This is a genomic window from Mesorhizobium sp. NZP2234 (assembly GCF_013170765.1).
In the GTDB taxonomy this organism is placed as follows: Bacteria; Pseudomonadota; Alphaproteobacteria; order Rhizobiales; family Rhizobiaceae; genus Mesorhizobium; species Mesorhizobium loti_D.
Genome location: NZ_CP033364.1, coordinates 4,420,922 through 4,441,652, shown reverse-complemented (window position 1 = coordinate 4,441,652; position 20,731 = coordinate 4,420,922). Strand labels below are relative to the sequence as shown.

The following is a 20,731-nucleotide window of genomic DNA, read 5'->3' as shown; positions in this document are numbered from 1 at the left end:
GGGCATGAAGGGCCGGACAATGGCGTTGCGGAGCCGGATATGCAATAGGCAGGGTCGGCTGCGCCGGATCAGCTTGCAACAGATAGGCGCTGTGCGGCCGGATCGATGACAGGTCTGTACGAAACATGCGGCACAAGGTGGCTTTCCGATGAGCAGTTTTTCCTCCCGCGTCGCCGTCGCCGCCGCGGCGCTCCGTCAGATCTTTCCGGAAACGCCGCTGCAGGAAAACGACTACCTGTCGAAAAAGACCGGCGCTCGGGTGCTGCTGAAGCGAGAGGATTTGAGCCCGGTGCGCTCCTACAAGATCCGCGGCGCCTTCAATTTCTTCCGCAAGGCGCTTGCCGCCGGCAACCAGGCTGACTTGTTCGTCTGCGCGTCGGCCGGCAACCATGCACAGGGTTTCGCGTTCGTCTGCCGCCATTTCGGCAAAAAAGGCGTGGTGTTCATGCCGGTGACGACGCCGCAGCAAAAGATCGACAAGACCAGGCTGTTCGGCGGCGATTTCGTCGAGATCAGGCTGGTCGGCGACTTTTTCGACGACTGCTATCGCGCCGCCTTCGAATTCACCGAAATCTCCGGTGCCCACATGGTGCCGCCCTTCGACCACAAGGACATTATCGAGGGGCAGGCGACGGTGGCCTATGAGATCGCGGACCAGATGGCCGGTGCGCGCATGCCTGACATCATCATGCTGCCAGTCGGTGGCGGTGGGCTCGCCGCCGGCGTCACCCACTATTTCGCCGATCAGGGCAGGGAGGCGCGCTTCGTCTTCTGCGAGCCGGCCGGGGCGCCGAGCCTGCACGACAGCCTCGCGGCCGGAAAGCGGCTGAAGCTCGCGAAGGTCGACAACTTCGTCGATGGCGCGGCGGTGGCCGAGATCGGCCGCGAACCCTTGCGGTATCTCAAGGACTTTGCCGCCGACATGGTGCGGTTGATCCCGGAAAACCGGCTCTGCGCGACCATGATCGAGATGCTCAATATCGAAGGCGTCGTGCTCGAGCCGGCCGGTGCGCTGGCGATCGATGCGCTGAAGGATTTTTCCAGGAAGGAAATCCGCGGCAAGACCATCGTCGCCGTGGTCTCGGGCGGCAATTTCGATTTCGAGCGGCTGCCGGACGTCAAGGAACGGGCGCTGCGCTTCGAGGGCCTGAAGAAGTACTTCATCATCCGCTTCCCGCAACGCCCCGGCGCGCTGCGCGATTTCCTCGAAATGCTGGGTCCGGACGACGACATCGCGCGCTTTGAATATCTGAAGAAGTCGGCGCGAAATTTCGGCTCGGTCCTGATCGGCATCGAAACCAAGGACCGCCGCAATTTCGACCTGCTGAAGGCAAACTTCGAGGCCGAAGGCGTCCAGTACCAGGATATCACCGACAACGAGACATTGGCGGGATTCATCATATGAGCGGCAAGGTTTTCATCGCGCTGTTTTCCGGCATCAATGTCGGCGGCAATCGCATCGTCAAGATGGCGGAGCTCAGGTCGTTCTTCGAGGATCTCGGCTTTTCCGATGTCGCCACCTATGTACAGAGCGGCAATGCCGTGTTCCGGGCCGGCAAGGGCGACGCGGCCGCGCTAACCAGGCAGATCGAAACGGCCTTCGAGAAGAAGTGGGGTTTTCATTCCCGCATCATGGTGCGCGATCTCCCATGGTTCGAACGGCTGGTGAGTGAAAATCCCTATCCGGAAGCGGCCGCCGACCACACCAAGCTCCATGCTTATGCGCTGGAGCGTGAGCCCACCGTCGACGAGGTGGCGCGGCTGGCCGAAAAGTGCACCGGCCCAGAGCGCTTCGAGGTAAAGGGCGACGTACTCTACCTCAGCGCGCCCGATGGCCTCGGCAAATCCGTGTTTGCGAACCTCATTCCGCGCGTTCTGAAGGTGCCGGGCACCGCGCGCAACTGGCGCTCGGTGCTGGCGCTGCTGGAGATGGCCGGTCAGGCCGGCAAAACCTAGATCACGCCTCCGCCGGCTTCCAGTCGAAGGTCAGTTCCTCGCGGAAGGCGAAGCGCTTGATATGATCGGCGACCACGCTTTCCAGGCGCTCGAGCGCTCCTGCCTCATCGGTCGACACCGTGATGTGCAGTGCGGCCGCATCGGCATCCATGACGGTGCGACCAAGCGAGAGGTCGATCGCGCCGTGGTGCGGATCGAACTCGACCGGGAATTTGTGCGCCCAATGCTTGCACAATTGCTGCAGGTAGCGGCTGGCATGTTCTGTGGCGACGTCGGCATGGCTGGATGGCATGTGGAATTCTCCGCGGACGGGTGCCCGTTCCCTGACAATGGGCCGGCGCTGGCACGGCACGACACAGATAGGCAGTATCTTGCCGAGCGCAAAGGGTTGCCGGGCGCTGTCCGCCCGGATCAACGCCTACCAGCTTCCGGTGTTTGCCATCGAAGCCCAGGGTTCGGCCTTGGCCTTCGCCGGGCCTTTCTGCAAAAGCTCGATCGAGATGCCGTCCGGCGACCTGATGAAGGCCATGTTGCCGTCGCGCGGCGGCCGGTTGATGACGACGCCATTGTCCATAAGATGCTGGCAGGTGGCGTAGATGTCGTCGACCTCATAGGCGAGGTGGCCGAAATTGCGCCCGCCCTTGTAGTCTTCGGGGTCCCAGTTGTAAGTGAGTTCGATCAGCGGCGCCTTCTCGTTGATGCCGCTCTGCTCGTCCTCGGAGGCGGCAAGGAAGATCAGCGTGAAGCGGCCCTGTTCGTTTTCATAGCGGCGGACTTCCTTAAGTCCGAGCTTGTTGCAGTAGAAATCGAGCGAGGCATCGACATCGGCGACGCGGACCATGGTGTGCAGATAGCGCATGTGTTTTCCTCGTTCTGTTGGGATGCGGCGCAACATAGGGTCGAGCCGTGCAAAGGGCAATCTGCCGGCGGCGGGCAATGCCGGCAAAGAACAAATCCGGTATTCGCGCAATGAACCGTGAAAAAAGGCACGGCAGGTCTTGCACACACCGGAAGCCGCGGTGTTAATCTGGTGTCAAGAATCAGTTGCGGTGTTCTTGCAAAAAGGGGGCATTCTTATGGGGGAAAAGGCCTCTTTGACGGGGCGGGCCGGAACCCTTGGCGACGCCTTGAAGCGCGATGAAGGCGGCGATGCCGCCGACCTGACCGAAATTGCCGGCGCCATCAAGTGGTTCGATGTGGCCAAGGGCTATGGGTTCATCCTTCCCGATGACGGTGTCTCGGGCGATATCCTCCTCCATGTGACATGCCTTCGAAAAGACGGCTTCCAGACAGCCTTGGAAGGGGCGCGCGTCGTCTGCCTGGTCAAACAGGGCGATCGCGGGCTGCAGGCATTCCGCGTGCTGTCCATGGATGTCACCACCGCTGTCCATCCCGCGGAAATGCAGGAACAGCGCACCCATGTCGCGGTGACGCCGGAGAGCGGGCTCGAACGAGCTTTGGTCAAGTGGTTCAACCGCACCAAGGGTTTCGGCTTCCTGACGCGTGGCGAGGGCACCGAGGACATCTTTGTCCATATGGAGACCTTGCGCCGCTACGGCATCACCGAGCTTCGGCCGGGGCAGGTTGTGCTTGTCCGTTTCGGTCGTGGTGACAAAGGCCTTATGGCCGCCGAAATTCACCCCGATATGGGCACCTTGCCGATCTCGCACTAGGGCGATTCCGGCCGAGGATTTCATATGGCTCACAAGAACTGGCTGACGGCGGGCGTGTTGTGCGCCGCTGCTGCCGTCATCATCGCCGCGGGCGCCTTCTTCTATTTCCAGGTCCCCAGCGCGGCCGACGGCCGGGCGATGATCCTTCCTGTCGACCCGACGCCGCTGGTCGCGGTGACGAAACAAGGCGAACGCTCCTTCTCGATCGAAGTCGCCGACACCGAGGCCGAGCGTGAGGCCGGCCTGATGTTTCGTGAGGACATGGCTGCCAATCATGGCATGCTGTTCGTCTTCGATGAGACACGCAATGTCAGTTTCTGGATGAAGAACACGCCGATGCCGCTCGACCTGATCTTTGTCGGCCAGGACGGCAGGATCCGCGCGATCAAGCAAGGGGAGCCGCAATCCGAGGCGATTGTGTCGCCCGGTGAACCGGTCCGCTTCGTACTTGAGCTCAAGGCCGGCACGGCCGCCAAGGACGGTATCGTGGACGGCGATCTGTTGCGCCATCCCGTGATCGGCACCGCGTCGGGGCCCGGCATGTCGCCGGCGGACAAGGGCGATTCTCCGAACGTCGATTCCGACTGAGAGCAGGGGTCGCCTTCCGATGCAGTTTTTTCCCCATGACGGGTTCGATCTTGCCTTCCTCGATCGCCAGCCGGTGTCGGGCGAGGGCGATCCCGTGCTCATGATCCACGGCTTCGCTTCGAGCCATTATGTCAACTGGGTGTCGCCCGGCTGGTTCAAGACGCTCAACGACGCCGGCTATCGCGCCATCGCCTTCGACAATCGCGGCCATGGCTCTTCATCCAAGAGCTATGACGAGGCCGACTATACGCCCGCGAAAATGGCATCCGATGCCGCCGCCTTGCTCGACCATCTCGGCATCGAACGGGCCCATGTGATGGGCTATTCGATGGGCGCGCGCATCGCGGCGTTCCTGGCCCTGTCCGATCCGGACAAGGTGGCGACGCTGGTCTTTGGCGGCCTTGGCATCGGCATGATCGACGGCGTCGGCGACTGGGACCCGATTGCCGCGGCCCTGCTTGCCGAGGATCCAGCCGCGACCACCCATCCGCGCGGCCGCTCCTTTCGCGCCTTCGCCGACCAGACCCGCAGCGATCGCCGGGCGCTTGCCGCCTGCATCGCCAAATCCCGGGAATTGCTTGACGAGACAGACATTGCTCGCATCGCCCAGCCGACACTGGTTGCCGTCGGTACGACAGACGATATCGGCGGCTCGCCCGACGAGCTTGCCGCCCTGATGCCGAACGCCAGGGCTTTCCACATCGACGGCCGCGACCACATGCTGGCGGTCGGGGACAAGACCTTCAAGCAACGCGTGCTGGAGTTCTACGCCGAATATCCGCTTTGACCGCCCGCGCTGGTGCTTGCGCTTAGTCCGGTGCCCGTGCTGCCTGAACCGACTTCGCCAGCACGCACAGCAATTCGAACATCATCGTGGCACCCGCCAGCGCCGTCATGCCGGCGAGATCGAACGGCGGCGCCACTTCCACGACATCGGCGCCGACAATGTTCAGCCCGTCGAGCAGGCGCACCATTTCCTGCGCCTCTCGGGTGGTGAAGCCGCCGAGCTCGGGCGTGCCGGTTCCCGGCGCCATCGACGGGTCGATGCAGTCGATGTCGAAGGTCACATAGGTCGGGCCGGTTCCGGCGATGGCGCGCGCTTCCTCCATGACGCTGGCGGCACCCCGCCTGACGAATTCCTCCATGTAGATGATGCGAATGCCCTGGGCGACCGCCCAATCGTGCTCGCCCGGTTCATAGATCGAGCCTCGGATGCCGATCTGCACGACACGCCTGGGGTCGAGCAGGCCTTCCTCGATAGCGCGGCGGAACGGCGTGCCGTGCGTATAAGGATTGTCGCCGAAATAACGGTCGTTGGTGTCGGAATGCGCATCGAAATGGATCATGCCGACCGCACGTTCCCTGGCGACGGCGCGCAGCACCGGCAGTGTCGTCAGATGGTCGCCGCCAGCGGCAAGCGGAATGGCGCCTGCCGTCACGATCGCGGCGATGCCTTCCTCGATGCGTTTCAACCCGTCCAGGAGATTGATGGGATTGACCGAGAGATCGCCGACATCGGCGACATTGGCGATGCTGAACGGTTCGGTCCCCGAGACGTGGTGGACGCGCCGCATGAGGCTCGACTGGTTGCGGATCTCGCGCGGGCCGTGGCGGGCGCCGGCGCGGTTGGTCGTTCCGCCATCCCACGGTATGCCGAGGAGAGCGATATCGAGCCCTTCGGCGCTGGCCACCGCCGGCAGCCGCATGAAGGTCGACAGCCCGGCAAAACGGGGAACGGCCGAGGCATCGACCGGCTGGAAGAAATTGCTACTCATCATGTCGGCACCTCAGAAGAGTTCACGTTTGACGATATCGGTGTCTCGCAGTTCTGCCTCCTTGGGCCGCGTGCGAAAGCCGGGAGAACCAGAGCGAAAAATCACGAAGGCTTCTGCAGGGTCTCCAGCGAGCGCGCCATGTTCAGCCTGGCCTGAGGCTCGAAGCGCTGGCGAAATTCCTGCGTATGGAAGATATGCGGGCGGGCGAGGAAATCCTTCAGCACGGCACCCCGTCCGGCACGCCACATCGGCTCCTCCACCCAGCCATATTCGCGGCGGACCGCGCGCTCATAGGCGTCGAAAGCATCCGGCGCGCTACCCAGGATGGACAGGTCCATGTCGAGGAAGAGGCTGGCGTCGCGTGTTGCCGCCGCGTTGTCGAACAAAGGCAATTGGTGCGTGGCGGTGGCGAGGATCATCGCGCTGATGCGGTTCAGACGCCCGGCATCGGTGCTGCCCACAAGCTTTTTCTCGGCAAGAGCTGCACTTCTGGCCTCATTGTCCTTGGCCTTGCTGTCGTAGATGGCGTCGTGGAACCAGATCGCCGCTTCAACCGCCCGGGGGTCGTCGAGCAGCGTTCGATAATCGCCGGCCAGCGCCAGCATCGCCTCGATATGGGCGAGGTTGTGGTAGTGGCGATCCTCGGCTTGGTAGAGCATTGACAACTCGGTTTTCAGAGCCGGGTCGATCAAGGGTTCGTTTTCCATGGCTGCTTGAATTCCTGCGAACCAAATCCATTTGACGAAGCACTAAGGAAAATTGAGTTCAATCGTGCTATGATCTGGCTTATATGTGCGGCCAGACAGCAGGCAAGCACAACAGGCAAGCCAGCAGGACGCAGGACGAGACGTCGATGAACAGCATCAGCATTTCCCGCCACAGCGCGTTGCAGCCGGTCGATCCGATCTGGCGTTCAATCCGCGACGAGGCGATGGACGCGGTCAACCGCGATCCGTTGCTCGCCGCCTTCCTCTATTCGACGATCCTCAACCAGGAGAGCCTGGAAGAGGCCGTCATCCACCGGATCGCGGAACGGCTGGCCCATCAGGATATCGGCTCCGATCTCATCCGCCAGACCTTCAAGACCATGCTGACCGACGACAAGGACTGGCCGACCACCGTGCGCGTCGACATCCAGGCCTATTACGACCGCGACCCGGCTTGCGACCGGTTCATCATGCCGGTTCTGTATTTCAAGGGTTTTCACGCCATCCAGACCCATCGGCTGGCGCACTGGCTGTGGAACCAGGGCCGCAAGGATTTCGCGCTCTACCTGCAGAGCCGTTCGTCCTCGGTCTTCCAGACCGACATCAATCCGGCCGCGCGCATCGGCAAGGGCATCTTCATCGATCACGCCACCGGCTTGGTCGTCGGCGAGACCGCGGTGATCGAGGACGATGTATCGATCCTGCACGGCGTGACGCTGGGCGGCACCGGCAAGGCAGGCGGTGACCGTCACCCCAAGATCCGCCGTGGCGTGCTGATTGGCGCCGGCGCCAAGATCCTCGGCAACATCGAGATCGGCCATTGCTCCAAGGTCGCCGCCGGATCGGTGGTGCTGTCGCCCGTGCCGCACAACAAGACGGTTGCCGGCGTGCCGGCCCGCGTGGTCGGCGAGACCGGCTGCGACCAGCCCTCGCGCCAGATGGACCAGCTCCTGCCGTCGCAGAAGATGGACCAAGTGATCAGTTTCGACATCTGATTTCCGCGCCGGCGCGCTGTCCGGCGTGATTGCGATTGTGCCCGGTAGCCGCCGCTTCCGGTGCAATACGGCCGGCTTGCCTTTACATCGCCATTGTCGACGTGCCAGAAGCGCCCTTCAAACCAGCAAGCCCGATGATCGGAGAAGACTGTTGAAGCCGGACGAAATCAGAAAGCTGGACGCCTATTTCAAGCGCGTCTTCCAGAACCCCAAGCTTGAGGTCAAGGCACGGCCACGCAAGGAAGATTCGGCCGAAGTCTATGTCGGTGACGAGTTCCTCGGCATCGTCTTCAAGGACGAGGATGACGGCGACTACAATTTCTCGATGGCGATCCTCGACATCGATCTGGGCTGAGCCCGCAAATCCAAAGACAGGCCGCGCCGGGCGTGGCCTGTCTTTGCATCAATGTCCGGTCTTCAGGAATCGCCCGGCCTCGGCCGTGATCGCCGCGTCGAGCGTCTGCCAGTCGCCGAGGAATTCCTTGGGAAAACGGTAGGTGAGGCTGAGATCGTTGCCGACATGGACGTCTCGCTCGCAAGGCGCCAGAGATTGATCGGCACTCGGCCCGCTCAGGCAGCGAGCCACGAAGGGATCCTTGCCCGGGCGCTTGCCGACAACCAGCACCTCGTTCAGATACCCTGATTTCTCGTTGAAACCGTAGACCGTCGTGCTTCCAGGTCCCGGAATGCCGGGCTGGACGATGAGCGCGCTGTAGATCGGCGCGAACCGGCCACTCATGTCGCGCGACATCATCTGCGGTTCGAAGGACAGGAAGACGATGTTCCTGTTGGCTTCCGAGTGATTGAAATCGTCGCGAGCAGCCTCGCTGTAGCCGTCCATCTGGGGATAGCGCAGATAAAGGTCGAGACGCGAGGCGATGCCATCGCGCCGGGCTTGGGCGAAACGGATGAAATTGGCCGGCACCGCGATGACATTGTTGCCGATGACGACCTGGCGGATGGTAGGATCATCCGTGTATCCGGCCATGGCGATCGAATGGCCGAACCATTTGCCGCCAAGGCTGATCGCCACGGACAGCAAGGCAAGTGCCGCGAAGGCGTAGAACACCCGCTTCATCAGCATGGAATCGACCACGGTGAGTTCCGGGCCGTCGGCGATCGCTGCCTGCTTCATCTCGGTCCTCATCCACCGCTCGTCCGCCATTCCAGTTGTGCCTCGGCGGCACACATCACGCGGCACGGCTCTTGCAGCCTTCCTGAAACGACTGTGCGATTTCATGGTAAATGGAAGGTTAAGGTGGCCCAGATGGAACTCTTCCTGTTTGCTTTTCTCGTCGGGCTGACGGTTTGCGGCCTGACGGGCTCGGCGATGGAACTGATATCAGGCCGCAAGGTCGCCTTCACCGAACCCTACGTATCGCCCTCGCATGTGCTGCGCTCGCTGGCAGCCACGGCTGGCGCCGGGCCGTTCATGCTGGTCAACGATGCCCTTGATGCGCGGCGTGAGGGTCGCATCTCGACCGTCGCGCTCTTGTCATGCGGCTGCACGGCGATTGCCTGGTCCCTGGCGCTGGGCATTGTCACGCTCGCCATTGCCTCATGGATGATCAGTCTCCTAGGGTCCGGCATCTGAGACGATTCGGAGACCGACAATGCCGCTTTATGCGATCGACGGAACAGAGCCCAGCTTCGAGGATGCGGGTTCAAACTGGATCGCGCCCGATGCGACGCTGATCGGCAATGTGCGCGTCGGCCGCAATGCCGGCTTCTGGTTTGGCGTCGTCATTCGCGGCGACAACGAACCTGTTGTGATCGGCGCTGACAGCAATGTGCAGGAACACACGGTCATGCACACCGATCCCGGCTTTCCGCTGACCGTCGGCGAGGGCTGCACGATCGGCCACCGGGCCATGCTGCATGGCTGCACCATCGGCGACAACAGCTTGATCGGCATGGGCGCCATCGTGCTGAACGGCGCCAGGATCGGCAGGAATTCGCTCGTTGGCGCCGGCGCGCTGGTCACCGAAGGCAAGGAATTTCCCGACAATTCGCTCATCGTCGGCTCGCCGGCCAAGGCGATCAGGGTGCTGGACGACGCGGCCGTCGACAGGCTGCGCGCCTCGGCCGCGCACTACGTCGCAAATGGCAAGCGCTTCAAGGCAGGGCTGAAGAAGCTTTGAGGTCATGACCCAACTGACAGGGTGCGGGGACGGCAGTCCCGCATGGATCAGGCGGATTTGTTCTTTCCTTTCCTTACGGTCGCAGGCTTGATTCGAATGCGCATGGCTCCCCCTTTGGGCGCTTCGATCTCGAATTCGGATGTATTCCTCACCAGGTCGCTCAGTTTGCCGAAACCGTAGGTGCGAGGGTCAAAGTCGGAGAAGAGGTTCGAGAGCTGCTTTCCGAACGTGCCGAGCAGCACCCAGCCATCTTCGCTGTCCATCTGGCCGATGACTTTCTTGAGTATCGGCAGCGCGGCACTGGATGATTGAAGCGGCTTCGATGCGGGCGCGGCGTCCGGGATATTCGCCGGGCCACGCAGAAGGTTTTCGGTGTAGATGAATCTGCGGCAAGCCTGCCGAAAGCTCTCCGGGGTTTTCTGCTCTCCGAACCCGAAGACATCGACACCCTGTTCGCGTATGCGCGCAGCGAGCCGCGTGAAATCGCTGTCGGAAGAAACCAGGCAGAAACCGTCGAAACGGCCGCTATGGAGCAGATCCATCGCGTCGATCACCAGTGTAATATCGGAAGCATTCTTGCCAGTGGTATAAGCGAACTGCTGCTGAGGAATGATCGCGTGCTTCGCCAATATGTCTGCCCAACTCTTGGACCGTGTGCTGGAGAAGTCGCCATATATACGGCGCACGCTGGCCTCGCCGATCTTCGCGATCTCCTCGAACAAACCGTCGGCAATCTTGGCGGAGGTGTTGTCCGCGTCGATAAGAACCGCAAGACGCGGTGATCGAGCTTCGGTCGGCATAAGGCCTCCTGCTGCTGATATCTTCTGGAGATATAGGGCGCGAACGCACCATGCCATGGAATTGGGATCAATTTTAGCAGCTACCCCGGAAATGGCGGAGCCGGCCCGGGGACGGGGCCGGCTCCTTTGACCCGGTCGTTGGGGACGGGGAGGGTGGGGACTCGACCGGGTTTCTCCTCAAGCGCGTCGCGATGCGCTTAATTTCTGTTCCATGCATGCCGCAAAACCGCTGCCGCTTTGGGCGACATGCTGGCGCACTAGCGGACGCTGGCGACCGCGTCGGAACGGCCGTCGTTGATCGTCACCCAAACGCCGGAGTTTTCCGTCGATTGACGCTTGAGATAGGTGTAGTCGGTGTCCGTCCAGGACAGCACCTTGGTTTCCAGATTGTCGAGGATGAACTCGCCGAGGCTGGTGCGCACGGTCAGCACGGCGTGGCCGTCGCCATTCGGCTGGCGTGCAACCGTCATCAGCAGATCACCCGCCGGCACGCCAGCGTCCATCAGTTCGCGGCGCTTCTCCAGCGCGTAGTCCTCGCAATCGCCGTAGCCGTTGTCGGGATAGGCCCAGTACTCCTCGACACCGTAGTTTTCCATGTCGGTGCGCGGTTTGATGCGGCTATTGACCGAATTGTTGATGCTGACGATCGTCGCCCAGAGTTTGCGGCTCAGGTCGACTGGGGCGCCCTTGGGCGTCTTCTCGTTGCATTCGCCAGGGATGCGCTGGCAGAATTCGTAGTGGCCGACAGGCTGCGTGGTACGGCCGCCGGTGTGCATATAGGCCGGTCCCGCGGCATATGCTGATCCCCAGGCGGAAAGCTGCATCGCCATTGCCATCAGCAACAGCTTGCCCCTCGTTTCTTTCATTTCTAGTCTCCCCGTTCGAAGGAGACATTGCCACATGTGGATTTATTTGACGCAAAGGCGCGAAGCAGACTTTAAGTAAAACGCCAGTAGAATAAACATAAAATTTGAATCATTTTGGTATTTAATTGTTTGGATTATCAGTTTGTGAAGAGCGTGAGGGCTTCGCTGCCCATGGGGCGGGTGGCCACTTTTGGGCTGCCGCGCGGTTCAGCCGCTTCCGGAAATTTTCCTGGATGATTGCCGCAACAAAAAACCGGCCGCGAAGGGCCGGCTTGATTGCTTGCCCGCGCCGGTCAGGCGCGGGGCGTGTTGAATTCGGAATCGAGCGTTTCGGGACGTTGGATGACGGCGAATTCTATGGCGACGCCATCCTCGAAATGACGAACGACCTGGCCACGCATGGTGCCCAGCATGACCTGGACGCCGATGGCCGGCTTGACGTCGATTTCGATCGCCGCGCCCGACAGCGACAGATCGATGATCCGGCACTGGTACTGACGGCCGTCGGTGAGTTGCAGCACGCTGGTCGGGTTGCGCGGCGCGACGCGTTCGTGGCGGCGGTCTTCCGGCAGGTCGAGTTCGTGCTTGTTGGCAAGCCAGGTCAACTGCGCCGCAAGCTTGTCCTTCTTGCGGTCGGACGCGATCACCGTCATGGCGAAGCCGTCCTGCAGCGTGCGTGTGACGACGCCTTCGATGCGGCCGATATAGGCGATCACCTTTTCGCCGGGCATGCCGATGCGATCGGTGCGGAGCGCGACGTTACCGGGCGACATGTCGACGACCTGGCAAGGATGCTCGGTGCGGTCTTCCAGCATGAATCGCCCGTATATCTTGACCCGGACGCGCTGAAAGTTACGCCTTTCAGCTTGGGACGGCGCGTAGTCGACCGCCGCTGACCTCATGACTGCCTACACCCCGTTTGGCATTCCCGCGCGTCGATGCGAAGGACTTCACCGGAGAATTACAACAAAGCGGGTTAACAAAGGGGAAAAACGAGCCTGCGGCACCCGTGGCATGATCAACTATTCCTCGCGCCCGCCGTCAAAGACGACGAGATGGCGGATGCGGCGCGCCCGGCCAAGCGCCGAGATCGTATCGGGCGCATCGAGTTCGGCTGGAACAAGCGAGGGGACGTCGATCGCCGGACGGTTGTTGAGCAGCTCTTTCTCCGGATCGATGACACGGATCGAATCGATCAGTGCGTCCGTGATCGGGTCGGCACCCAGCCAGAATGGCTTCTCCACGGCGCTGACCACGCCGAGGCAGCGCTGGTTTTCGATGCCGCCGTCAAGCGGCAAGGCAAGCAGTTCGAACTTGTTCGAGCGGCCGTTGCGACTGAAGCCCTCGAATATGATCAACACGACCGATTTCTGATCGAAAACCCCATGAATCAGCCTTGAAACCAAGCGCTGATCCTTCTCGCGCCATAGTGACGGGAAGGAGAAACCCTTGAGTTCGCGGCCATAGCAGGCGCAGAGCCTGGTGCCGGCCAGGCGGAACACCGGCTGCCCACGTGTGTCCCTTTCCAGGATGAACGTATCGGCCAGCAACGACTTGATATCGGCCGGTTCGACTTCCGATCGCTTCGGGGCAGGGCGTCCGTCACGCAGACGGTTCCAATAATGGAACAGCGTGATCGATCCGTTTTGGTTCATGGTATGCTGCTCCGCGCATTCTGTCGTCTGATGTCCCATCGGTGAACAGAAGGGCGCCCTCCGATGACCTACATGCGTTGCGGAGCAGGAAGCGTGCCAGCGTCGTTAACACTTGTTCACGGGTCGGGGCCGTTAAGGTTAACAACTGGTTTACGTTGCGCCCGGGCAGGCCCCGTGGCACACCAAAACCACTCCAGAAGCGGTCGTTTCGCGACGATCGGCAGCACTTCAGTCAAGAGTTTTAGGGGAGCAGGGGGCTCGACCGGCCGTTCAAGGGAAACCTTGGACGGCTTCTTTTTTGATTCGCACCAAGGCGATTCGCTGTTTGCGGTTCCATTGACCATGATCTAGATGCTGCCAGATCGAACCAGCCCCAGATCGAACCAGCCCCCATATCGAACCAATAGAGTGCGATTGCAGATGAGCGAACCGCAAGATCCTTCCGAGGGCGAACACGCCGAACCGATGCCGGAGCCCCGGCGCGAGCCGGTGTTCAATCTGCCGCCCGTCGTGCTGGCGGTGATCGGCATTTGCGCGGTCGTTTTCCTGCTGCAGCAATATGTGCTGAACGACGCTCAACAGATGACGCTGTTGTACGACGGGGCCTTCATCCCCGTCCTCTACACCGGCCAATACGGCTTCGACTGGTTCCTGCTCACGCGGCCCTTCACTTACGCCTTCATGCATGGCGGGTTTGCGCATATCGCCATCAATATGGTCTGGCTCGCCGCCTTTGGCTCGCCACTGGCCAATCGTCTCGGCGGGCTCTGGTTCGCCCTGTTCTTTGCGGCCACCGGACTGGCTTCCGTGGCGCTTTTCTGGGCCATGCACCCCTATGGCGAGGCACCGCTGGTCGGCGCCTCCGGCGCCATATCAGGCATGATGGGGGCCGCGGCGCGTTTCGGTTTCCGCACCGACCGATCGGCCGGCAAGGCTGCCTTCGCTGGCCCCGTGCTGCCGATCGCGGTCGTATTGCGCTTGCGCGGCGTCGTGATCTTTCTCGCCGTGTGGATGATCATCAATCTCGCCACCGGCCTGCTCGGCTTTGCCCCCGGAGTGGACGGACAGATCGCCTGGGAGGCCCATATTGGCGGCTTCGTCGCCGGCTTCTTCGGCCTGCGCTGGTTCGACCGGCGATGGCAGCCGCCCGAATGGGAGACCGCCGACCGCGGCACTTGAAATGCAACGGATCACGGCGCACGATGTTCACTCTTACGTGACAGCCGGTCTGGGCAGGGGGCCGGCAGGCGAAGCAGAGGAGGACGCCATGACGGTTAAGGCAATTCTGGAAAGAAAAGGCCACGACGTGCTGACGCTCGGGCCGAACGAAAAGCTCAGCGAAGCCATCCGCATCCTCGCCGAACACAAGATAGGCGCGCTGGTCATCACCAATGGCGATCGCAAGATCGTCGGCATTCTGTCGGAGCGCGACATCGTGCGGGTCGTTGCCAAGGAAGGTAGCGCCGCGCTTGATATCGCCGTGCGTTCGGCAATGACGCCGAAGGTGAAGATCTGCAACGAGAACCACACCGTCAACGAGGTGATGGAGATCATGACCAGGGGCCGTTTCCGCCATCTGCCGGTGGAAAAGGACGGCCTGCTTGATGGCATCGTCTCCATCGGCGACGTGGTCAAGCGCCGCATCGAGGATGTCGAGCGCGAGGCGGACGAGATCAGGGCCTATATCGCCACCGCCTGAGCGGTGAACGGAGCCGCCGGCCGGAAGTCCGACCGGCGGAACCATATGCTATCTGTTGTCGAGTTCGGAGCGGACGAGCTCGAGCCCGCGCCTTGTGATGCGGTAGGGACCGCCGCCAGACGACGAAACCGCCTTCTTGCGTTTCAGTTTTCGAAACAGGTCGAGATCGACGCCCGGATAGTGCCAGCCATCGCGGGTCAGGCATTTGACGGAGGCGATCCGTTTCTTCTGGTTCTTTTCGATTTCAATGCGTCCGCCCTGCGCAAGCAGGTGCAGGATGCGCTGTTCAGTGCGCGAAATATCCATGGGAGAGTTTCCGGGAAAACAAAAAATGCCGCCGCCGCGAAGCTTCGCGGCACGGGGTTTCAGGTTTTCTGCCCTGCCTCGCTAGGAGGTCAGGGCCCTACCGGGACTGAGCGTAAGTGGACATCCACTCTCCATTGGGATCAGCGTCCTATAAGCGAGAGCGGCTGAAAAGGCTAGCCTGCGGCTTTGCGCTTGTCTCTTTTGGCGGTTTGCACTAGCGAAGGCCAACACTCAAAATTTGCGAAAATCGCAATCTTCGCGAGCTAGAAGCGCAGGCCACCATGACCCTCATCGATACCCGCACGCCCGACGCGAAACGCCTGATCCCCGGCGCCACCGGCGACTGGGAAATCATTATCGGTCTCGAGGTGCACGCGCAGGTCATCTCGCAAGCAAAATTGTTTTCCGGCGCCTCGACCGCTTTCGGCGCTGCCCCCAACGCCAATGTCAGCCTGGTCGATGCGGCAATGCCCGGCATGCTGCCTGTCATCAACGAGGAATGCGTCAAGCAGGCGATCCGGACCGGCCTCGGCCTGAAGGCGCGGATCAACCACAAGTCCGTCTTCGACCGGAAGAACTATTTCTACCCCGACCTGCCGCAGGGCTACCAGATATCGCAGTTCAAGCAGCCGATCGTTGGCGAGGGCACGGTGATTGTTTCGGTCGGCCCCGACCGGCAGGGCGAGTTCGAGGATATCGAGGTGGGCATCGAGCGGCTGCATCTGGAGCAGGATGCGGGCAAGTCGATGCACGACCAGCATCCGACCATGTCCTATGTCGACCTCAACCGCTCTGGCGTGGCGCTGATGGAGATCGTCTCCAAGCCCGACCTGCGTTCCGGCGATGAGGCCAAGGCCTATGTCACCAAGCTGCGCACCATCATGCGCTATCTCGGCACCTGCGACGGCAACATGGATGAAGGCTCGCTGCGCGCCGACGTCAACGTCTCGGTACGCCGGCCCGGTGGCGAGTTCGGCACGCGCTGCGAGATCAAGAACATGAACTCGATCCGCTTCATCGGCCAGGCCATCGACTATGAGGCGCGCCGCCAGATCGCTATCCTGGAAGACGGCGGCAAGATCGATCAGGAAACGCGGCTATACGATCCCGTCAAGGGCGAGACGCGCTCCATGCGCTCGAAGGAAGAAGCGCACGACTACCGCTACTTCCCCGATCCCGATCTTCTGCCGCTGGAATTCGACCAGGCCTATGTCGATGCCTTGGCCAAAGGACTGCCGGAACTGCCCGACGACAAGAAGGCGCGGCTGATCACCTCGCTGGGTCTCTCGACCTACGACGCTTCGATCCTGGTCTCGGAAAAGTCGGTCGCCGACTATTTCGAGAAGGTGGCCGCCGGACGTGACGGCAAGCTCGCCGCCAACTGGGTCATCAACGACCTGCTCGGTCAATTGAACAAGGCGGGCAAGGACATTGAAAATGCGCCGGTTTCGCCCGACCAGCTTGGCGCCGTCATCGACCTGATCAAGGATGGCACCATCTCCGGCAAGATCGCCAAGGACCTGTTCGAGATCGTCTGGAACGAAGGTGGCGATCCACGTCAGTTGGTCGAAAGCCGAGGCTTGAAGCAGGTCACCGATACCGGCGCCATCGAGAAGGCTGTCGACGAAGTAATCGCTGCCAATCCTGACAAGGTCGAACAGGCGCGCGCCAAGCCGACCATGGCCGGCTGGTTCGTCGGCCAGGTGATGAAGGCGACAGGCGGCAAGGCCAACCCGCAGGCGGTCAACGACCTCGTCAAGGCCAAGCTCGGCATCGAGTAGAACCATGTTCGTCCGCACCGCCGGAGATCGCGACCTCGCCGCCGTCCGGGCGCTGCTGGTTGAAACCTGGCATGCGACCTATGACGCCATCTATGGCGCCGCCAAGGTCACTGAAATCACCGACCAATGGCATTCGATTGCTTCTCTGAGAACCAGACTGACACGGCCGAACAGCGAGTTTCTCGTCGCCGATGACGGCAAGCGCATTGGTGGCGTGGCTTTTGCCGAAGGCGCTGATGGCGGAGAATTGGTCGTGCTGAAACAGCTCTACGTGCTTCCAGTCCTGCAGGGCAGGGGCATCGGCGGCATGCTGCTCGACGAGATCATCGAGAGTTTCCCTGAAGCCCGCGCCATCCGCCTGGAAGTGGAAGAACAGAACAAGCGTGCCATCGCGTTCTACGAAGCGAACGGTTTCGTACGATCCGGCGATGCCGGCGAGCACACGGGTCCCTCCGGCGAACAGACACTGGTCTATCGCAGGCCGCTTGCCGGCTGAGCGCCATCAGCTGGCACTCCGTATCACCTTCTCGCGAGCGGCGCGGCATGTGCCCGTTTTCGTTTGACGGCCTGAGGGTCACGCACCAAGCTGCTGCGCTGACCTTGCGGAAGCCGGAATGGGCTGGCGTGCAAGGCGGCGAGGGGGAACCATGCCAAGTTTGCCGGAACTGATGCCGACCCAGGTGTCGGACGAAACCTTTGGTGGCGTCACCTATCACATTGCGGGCGAACTGGTGCCCGTGCTTTCGGTCGACGTGACACGGATGCCGGTCTATTTCGAGCACCACATCCTGCTCTGGAAAAATTCCACCATCACCATCGGCCTGAAATCGCTCAAAGGCGCGCTGAAGCGCATGATGGCCGGTATGCAGATCTTCGTCACCGAGGCGTCGGGGGCGGGCATCATCGCCTTCAGCCGTGACGGGCCCGGCCACATCGTGCCGATCCATCTCAGGCGCGGCGAGGAGATCCAGGTGCGCGAACACCAGTTTCTCGCCGCCACCGGCAATGTCGACTACACGTTCGAGCGGGTACGCGGCCTGGCGACGATGCTGTTTGGCCAGAGCGGCTTCTTCATCGACCGTTTTCGCGGCGATACCGGCGACGGCATCGTCTGGCTGCACGGCTACGGCAATGTCTTCGAAAAGACGCTTGCCGCTGGCGAGACCATCGACATCGAGCCGGGCGGCTGGCTGTTCAAGGATGCCTCGGTCAGGATGGAAACCAAGATCGACCGCCTGTCGAGCGGCTTCTTCGGCGCCAATATGAACTTCATCGTCAATCGTTTCACCGGCCCCGGCCGGGTCGGCATCCAGTCCATGTATCTGCACATGCCGACAGAGGAGTAACTCCGACCAGTTCTGCCGCTCGTCGGGACCTTGCAGCGCATAGAAGGAATCCGACCGTAAAGCGCATGTCGATATCCATCTTCGGTACCGCCGTGAAGAACGGAACCTCCGACCCATAGTCGCGTAGGAGCGCGGGGTCGCCGCAGGACACCGAAATCGAGCCGAATTGGTCGCCGTGCCAGCGACCGACGTTGGCAACCGAATCGTATATGGCCTCGACGCCCTGCGGCAGGGCGCGGTCGATCGCATTCGCCAACCTGGACATGGGCCCTCTCATACCGCCTCCCGTCCCCAATCCGCTCCTGCGTCATCCCAGCATTTGCTGTGCCGGCTCACGACGGATATGCAGGGGCATGATAAAACTGTTCCGCATCGCGGCGCTGGTGCTGCTTGTCATCATCATTTTCGCGACCTTGTCGCCGATCCAGATGAGACCGCACATAGCCGAGGCGAATATCGAGCGTGCCCTGGCCTATGTGCTGTTGGGCTTCGCGCTGGCGCTCAGCTTCCCCAACAGAGTGTATCAGACCTCGATCTTTGTGATTGCGACTGCCGGCATACTGGAATTGCTTCAGATCATCGATCCCGGCCGCCACGCGCATCTTGCCGATGCAGTCGTGAAAGCATCGGCTGGGATTATTGGGGTGCTCGTGGGGCAATTATTGGTAAGGACCGGCGGGCGGATAGGCGTGAGGTAGGCGCGGCAGGAAGCTGAATGCAGTCGATCGACCCTTTGCCCTAGACCCTGGGAATTTCCACATTGTCGATCAGCCGCGTCTTGCCAAGCCAGGCAGCGGCGAGGAGGCGTCCCGTGCTGTCGCGGCGCCAGGGCGCAAGCGTCAGGCTTTCGCGGGCCTCGACATAGTCGATCTTCTGGAAGCCGGCGGCGATCAGGGCACGACCGGCTCGGCCGGTTGCACCGTCTCGATGTACGCCGGCCGCCAACGCCGCCGCCGCTTGGCGCAGAATCACGTTGAGTTGGCGAGCGACCGCCAGTTCACCATCGTCGAGATAGGCGTTGCGCGACGACATGGCGAGGCCATGGGCGTCGCGTATGGTCGGGGCACCGGTGATCTCGACGGGCAGGTCAAGGTCGCGGCAGAGCTGCCTGACGACGCAAAGCTGCTGATAATCCTTTTCGCCGAAGACCGCGTAGTCGGGCGCTGCCTGGAGGAAGAGCTTGGCGACGACGGTGGCCACGCCTTCGAAAAAGGTGGGGCGAAAGTCCGATTCGAGCCCGGCGGACGGGCCACCGACCGAGATCCTGGTGGCAAAGCCGGCGGGATACATCGCGCCAACCGTCGGCGTGAAGGCAAGATCGGCCTTGACCGTCGCCAGCAGATCCAGGTCACGGGCAAGCTGGCGCGGGTACTTGTCGAGATCCTCGCTCGGTGCGAACTGCGTCGGGTTGACGAAGATCGACACCACGCAGCGCTCTGCTTTTTCGCGCGCGATCCTGATCAGGGAGAGATGCCCTTCATGCAACGCGCCCATGGTTGGAACCATGGCGACGCGCAAGCCGTCGCGCCGCCAGTCGCGAATCCTGGCGCGAAGTGCGGCAACGCTATCGACGACATCGGGCCGGCTCATGCTCGGTCTCCGCCATTGGTGGTTGAGCCGGAAAAAACATGCGCAGGACCGGGGAATGTCCGATTTCGCACCTCCGATGCGTACTGCTCGGCGGCGTGCGCGATCACGCTGCGCAGGTCGGCGTATTCCTTGACGAATTTTGGCACACGGTCGACGGTCAGCCCCACCATGTCGTCGATGACGAGGATCTGGCCGTCGCAGTCGCCGCTGGCGCCGATGCCGATGGTTGGAATGGCGATGCGGTGGCTGATGTCGGCGGCGACCGCCTCGATCGTGCCTTCGATGACCACGGAGAACGCGCCAGCCTTTTCTACGGCGAGCGCATCAGCCATCAACGCCGCGATCGTCTCGTCCGTGCGGCCCTTGATCTTGTAGCCGCCGTCCTTCTCCACCGATTGCGGCAGCAGGCCGATATGGCCCATGACCGGAATGCCGGCGGCCACGATCGCCGCGATCTGCAAGGCCATGTCGACGCCGCCTTCGAGTTTCACCGCCTGGCAGCCGGTCTCGCCAATGATGCGTCGCGCCGAGGCCAACGCCTGCGCCGCCGAGTCCTCGTAGCTGCCGGCCGGCATGTCGACGACGACACAGGCCCTGGCCGAGCCGCGCATCACGGCTTGCCCATGAGCGATCATCATCTCGAGCGAGGCGCCCAGCGTCGTCTCGTGACCATGCAGGACCATGGCGACGCTGTCGCCGACGAGGAGCAGGTCGACATGGGGATCGAGCAGGCGAGCGACGGGATAGGTGTAGGCCGTAAGGCAGACCAGTGGCGTGCCGCCCTTGCGGCGGCGAATCAGCTCGGCGTCGATCCTAATGTCGGTGGTCGGCAATTTCGTGGCCAATCGTCACC

General features: G+C 61.9%; 27 protein-coding genes. 15 read left to right on the top strand and 12 right to left on the bottom strand.

Annotated features, from left to right (window positions below):
• The first annotated feature begins 148 nt into the window (after positions 1-148).
• Together ilvA and EB230_RS21935 are read left to right on the top strand one after the other, a co-directional pair.
• Positions 149-1,405 carry a threonine ammonia-lyase IlvA gene (ilvA, locus tag EB230_RS21940; RefSeq protein ID WP_172373946.1) on the top strand — a complete coding sequence of 419 codons (1,257 nt, stop codon included), beginning with the start codon at positions 149-151 and terminating at the stop codon, positions 1,403-1,405.
• Entirely contained in the window at positions 1,402-1,956 is a 555-nt protein-coding gene (locus EB230_RS21935) for a DUF1697 domain-containing protein (protein ID WP_056566598.1), read from the top strand. Before ilvA ends, EB230_RS21935 begins: the two co-directional genes overlap by 4 nt.
• A gap of 1 nt (position 1,957) precedes the next feature.
• Here EB230_RS21935 and EB230_RS21930 read toward each other — a convergent pair whose 3' ends face one another.
• Together EB230_RS21930 and gloA are read right to left on the bottom strand one after the other, a co-directional pair.
• Positions 1,958-2,248, bottom strand: coding sequence for a DUF2218 domain-containing protein (locus EB230_RS21930; protein WP_056566595.1), 291 nt, complete (start codon positions 2,246-2,248; stop codon positions 1,958-1,960).
• Between the two features lie 126 nt (positions 2,249-2,374).
• Positions 2,375-2,815: a lactoylglutathione lyase gene (gloA, locus tag EB230_RS21925; protein ID WP_056566592.1), complete on the bottom strand. Its 441-nt coding sequence runs from the start codon at positions 2,813-2,815 to the stop codon at positions 2,375-2,377.
• A gap of 217 nt (positions 2,816-3,032) precedes the next feature.
• Here gloA and EB230_RS21920 point away from each other — a divergent pair, with 217 nt between their 5' ends.
• Genes EB230_RS21920 through EB230_RS21910 form a run of 3 tightly spaced genes read left to right on the top strand, consistent with a single transcriptional unit; the run spans position 3,033 to position 5,004 of the window.
• Positions 3,033-3,629: a cold-shock protein gene (locus tag EB230_RS21920; protein WP_056566589.1), complete on the top strand. Its 597-nt coding sequence runs from the start codon at positions 3,033-3,035 to the stop codon at positions 3,627-3,629.
• 24 nt (positions 3,630-3,653) lie between these two features.
• Positions 3,654-4,217 carry a DUF192 domain-containing protein gene (locus EB230_RS21915; protein WP_056566586.1) on the top strand — a complete coding sequence of 188 codons (564 nt, stop codon included), beginning with the start codon at positions 3,654-3,656 and terminating at the stop codon, positions 4,215-4,217.
• Between the two features lie 19 nt (positions 4,218-4,236).
• Positions 4,237-5,004: an alpha/beta hydrolase gene (locus tag EB230_RS21910; protein ID WP_056566583.1), complete on the top strand. Its 768-nt coding sequence runs from the start codon at positions 4,237-4,239 to the stop codon at positions 5,002-5,004.
• A gap of 22 nt (positions 5,005-5,026) precedes the next feature.
• On the opposite strand, the gene speB is transcribed toward EB230_RS21910, so the two are convergent.
• Together speB and EB230_RS21900 are read right to left on the bottom strand one after the other, a co-directional pair.
• A complete protein-coding gene (gene speB, locus EB230_RS21905) occupies positions 5,027-5,992 on the bottom strand; it encodes an agmatinase (RefSeq protein WP_056566868.1) in 966 nt (321 codons plus the stop codon).
• Between the two features lie 101 nt (positions 5,993-6,093).
• Positions 6,094-6,699, bottom strand: coding sequence for a hypothetical protein (locus EB230_RS21900; protein WP_056566581.1), 606 nt, complete (start codon positions 6,697-6,699; stop codon positions 6,094-6,096).
• A 146-nt stretch (positions 6,700-6,845) separates the two neighbouring features.
• Between EB230_RS21900 and cysE the strand changes: the two genes are divergently transcribed.
• Entirely contained in the window at positions 6,846-7,694 is an 849-nt protein-coding gene (gene cysE, locus EB230_RS21895; RefSeq protein ID WP_056566866.1) for a serine O-acetyltransferase, read from the top strand.
• 151 nt (positions 7,695-7,845) lie between these two features.
• Positions 7,846-8,049, top strand: coding sequence for a DUF3126 family protein (locus EB230_RS21890; protein WP_019857879.1), 204 nt, complete (start codon positions 7,846-7,848; stop codon positions 8,047-8,049).
• Between the two features lie 48 nt (positions 8,050-8,097).
• Here EB230_RS21890 and EB230_RS21885 read toward each other — a convergent pair whose 3' ends face one another.
• Positions 8,098-8,829 (bottom strand): hypothetical protein, encoded by a 732-nt coding sequence (locus tag EB230_RS21885; RefSeq protein ID WP_172375151.1) that lies wholly within the window; start codon positions 8,827-8,829, stop codon positions 8,098-8,100.
• Positions 8,830-8,952: 123 nt separating this feature from the next.
• On the opposite strand from EB230_RS21885, the gene EB230_RS21880 reads away from it, so the two are divergent.
• Positions 8,953-9,288, top strand: coding sequence for a hypothetical protein (locus EB230_RS21880; protein WP_155772405.1), 336 nt, complete (start codon positions 8,953-8,955; stop codon positions 9,286-9,288).
• A gap of 19 nt (positions 9,289-9,307) precedes the next feature.
• Positions 9,308-9,835: a gamma carbonic anhydrase family protein gene (locus EB230_RS21875; RefSeq protein ID WP_056566573.1), complete on the top strand. Its 528-nt coding sequence runs from the start codon at positions 9,308-9,310 to the stop codon at positions 9,833-9,835.
• 47 nt (positions 9,836-9,882) lie between these two features.
• Here EB230_RS21875 and EB230_RS21870 read toward each other — a convergent pair whose 3' ends face one another.
• The 4 genes from EB230_RS21870 to EB230_RS21855 all read right to left on the bottom strand — a co-directional run bounded on the left by EB230_RS21870 (position 9,883) and on the right by EB230_RS21855 (position 13,156).
• Positions 9,883-10,635, bottom strand: coding sequence for an NYN domain-containing protein (locus EB230_RS21870; RefSeq protein WP_056566570.1), 753 nt, complete (start codon positions 10,633-10,635; stop codon positions 9,883-9,885).
• A gap of 257 nt (positions 10,636-10,892) precedes the next feature.
• Positions 10,893-11,501, bottom strand: coding sequence for a transglutaminase-like cysteine peptidase (locus EB230_RS21865; protein WP_056566567.1), 609 nt, complete (start codon positions 11,499-11,501; stop codon positions 10,893-10,895).
• Between the two features lie 293 nt (positions 11,502-11,794).
• Positions 11,795-12,403, bottom strand: coding sequence for a PilZ domain-containing protein (locus tag EB230_RS21860; protein ID WP_172373945.1), 609 nt, complete (start codon positions 12,401-12,403; stop codon positions 11,795-11,797).
• 120 nt (positions 12,404-12,523) lie between these two features.
• Entirely contained in the window at positions 12,524-13,156 is a 633-nt protein-coding gene (locus EB230_RS21855; protein WP_056566561.1) for a PAS domain-containing protein, read from the bottom strand.
• Positions 13,157-13,576: 420 nt separating this feature from the next.
• Here EB230_RS21855 and EB230_RS21850 point away from each other — a divergent pair, with 420 nt between their 5' ends.
• Positions 13,577-14,335 (top strand): rhomboid family intramembrane serine protease, encoded by a 759-nt coding sequence (locus tag EB230_RS21850; RefSeq protein ID WP_056566558.1) that lies wholly within the window; start codon positions 13,577-13,579, stop codon positions 14,333-14,335.
• 88 nt (positions 14,336-14,423) lie between these two features.
• Complete coding sequence (locus EB230_RS21845) at positions 14,424-14,855, top strand: CBS domain-containing protein (RefSeq protein WP_056566860.1); 432 nt, start codon at positions 14,424-14,426, stop codon at positions 14,853-14,855.
• Positions 14,856-14,903: 48 nt separating this feature from the next.
• On the opposite strand, the gene EB230_RS21840 is transcribed toward EB230_RS21845, so the two are convergent.
• Positions 14,904-15,161: a YjhX family toxin gene (locus EB230_RS21840; protein WP_013895772.1), complete on the bottom strand. Its 258-nt coding sequence runs from the start codon at positions 15,159-15,161 to the stop codon at positions 14,904-14,906.
• A gap of 281 nt (positions 15,162-15,442) precedes the next feature.
• Between EB230_RS21840 and gatB the strand changes: the two genes are divergently transcribed.
• From gatB to EB230_RS21820, 4 genes are all read left to right on the top strand, one after another.
• A complete protein-coding gene (gatB, locus tag EB230_RS21835; protein WP_056566555.1) occupies positions 15,443-16,942 on the top strand; it encodes an Asp-tRNA(Asn)/Glu-tRNA(Gln) amidotransferase subunit GatB in 1,500 nt (499 codons plus the stop codon).
• 4 nt (positions 16,943-16,946) lie between these two features.
• A complete protein-coding gene (locus tag EB230_RS21830; protein WP_056566553.1) occupies positions 16,947-17,438 on the top strand; it encodes a GNAT family N-acetyltransferase in 492 nt (163 codons plus the stop codon).
• Between the two features lie 151 nt (positions 17,439-17,589).
• Complete coding sequence (locus EB230_RS21825; RefSeq protein WP_172373944.1) at positions 17,590-18,288, top strand: AIM24 family protein; 699 nt, start codon at positions 17,590-17,592, stop codon at positions 18,286-18,288.
• Between the two features lie 353 nt (positions 18,289-18,641).
• Positions 18,642-18,986, top strand: a complete 345-nt coding sequence (locus EB230_RS21820; RefSeq protein ID WP_172373943.1) for a hypothetical protein — start codon at positions 18,642-18,644, stop codon at positions 18,984-18,986.
• 40 nt (positions 18,987-19,026) lie between these two features.
• Here the strand turns inward: EB230_RS21820 and panC are convergent, their stop codons facing one another.
• On the bottom strand, positions 19,027-19,878 hold the full coding sequence (gene panC / locus EB230_RS21815; RefSeq protein WP_172373942.1) for a pantoate--beta-alanine ligase: 852 nt from the start codon (positions 19,876-19,878) through the stop codon (positions 19,027-19,029).
• A complete protein-coding gene (gene panB, locus EB230_RS21810; RefSeq protein WP_056566542.1) occupies positions 19,875-20,723 on the bottom strand; it encodes a 3-methyl-2-oxobutanoate hydroxymethyltransferase in 849 nt (282 codons plus the stop codon). Before panB ends, panC begins: the two co-directional genes overlap by 4 nt.
• Positions 20,724-20,731 lie beyond the last annotated feature (8 nt).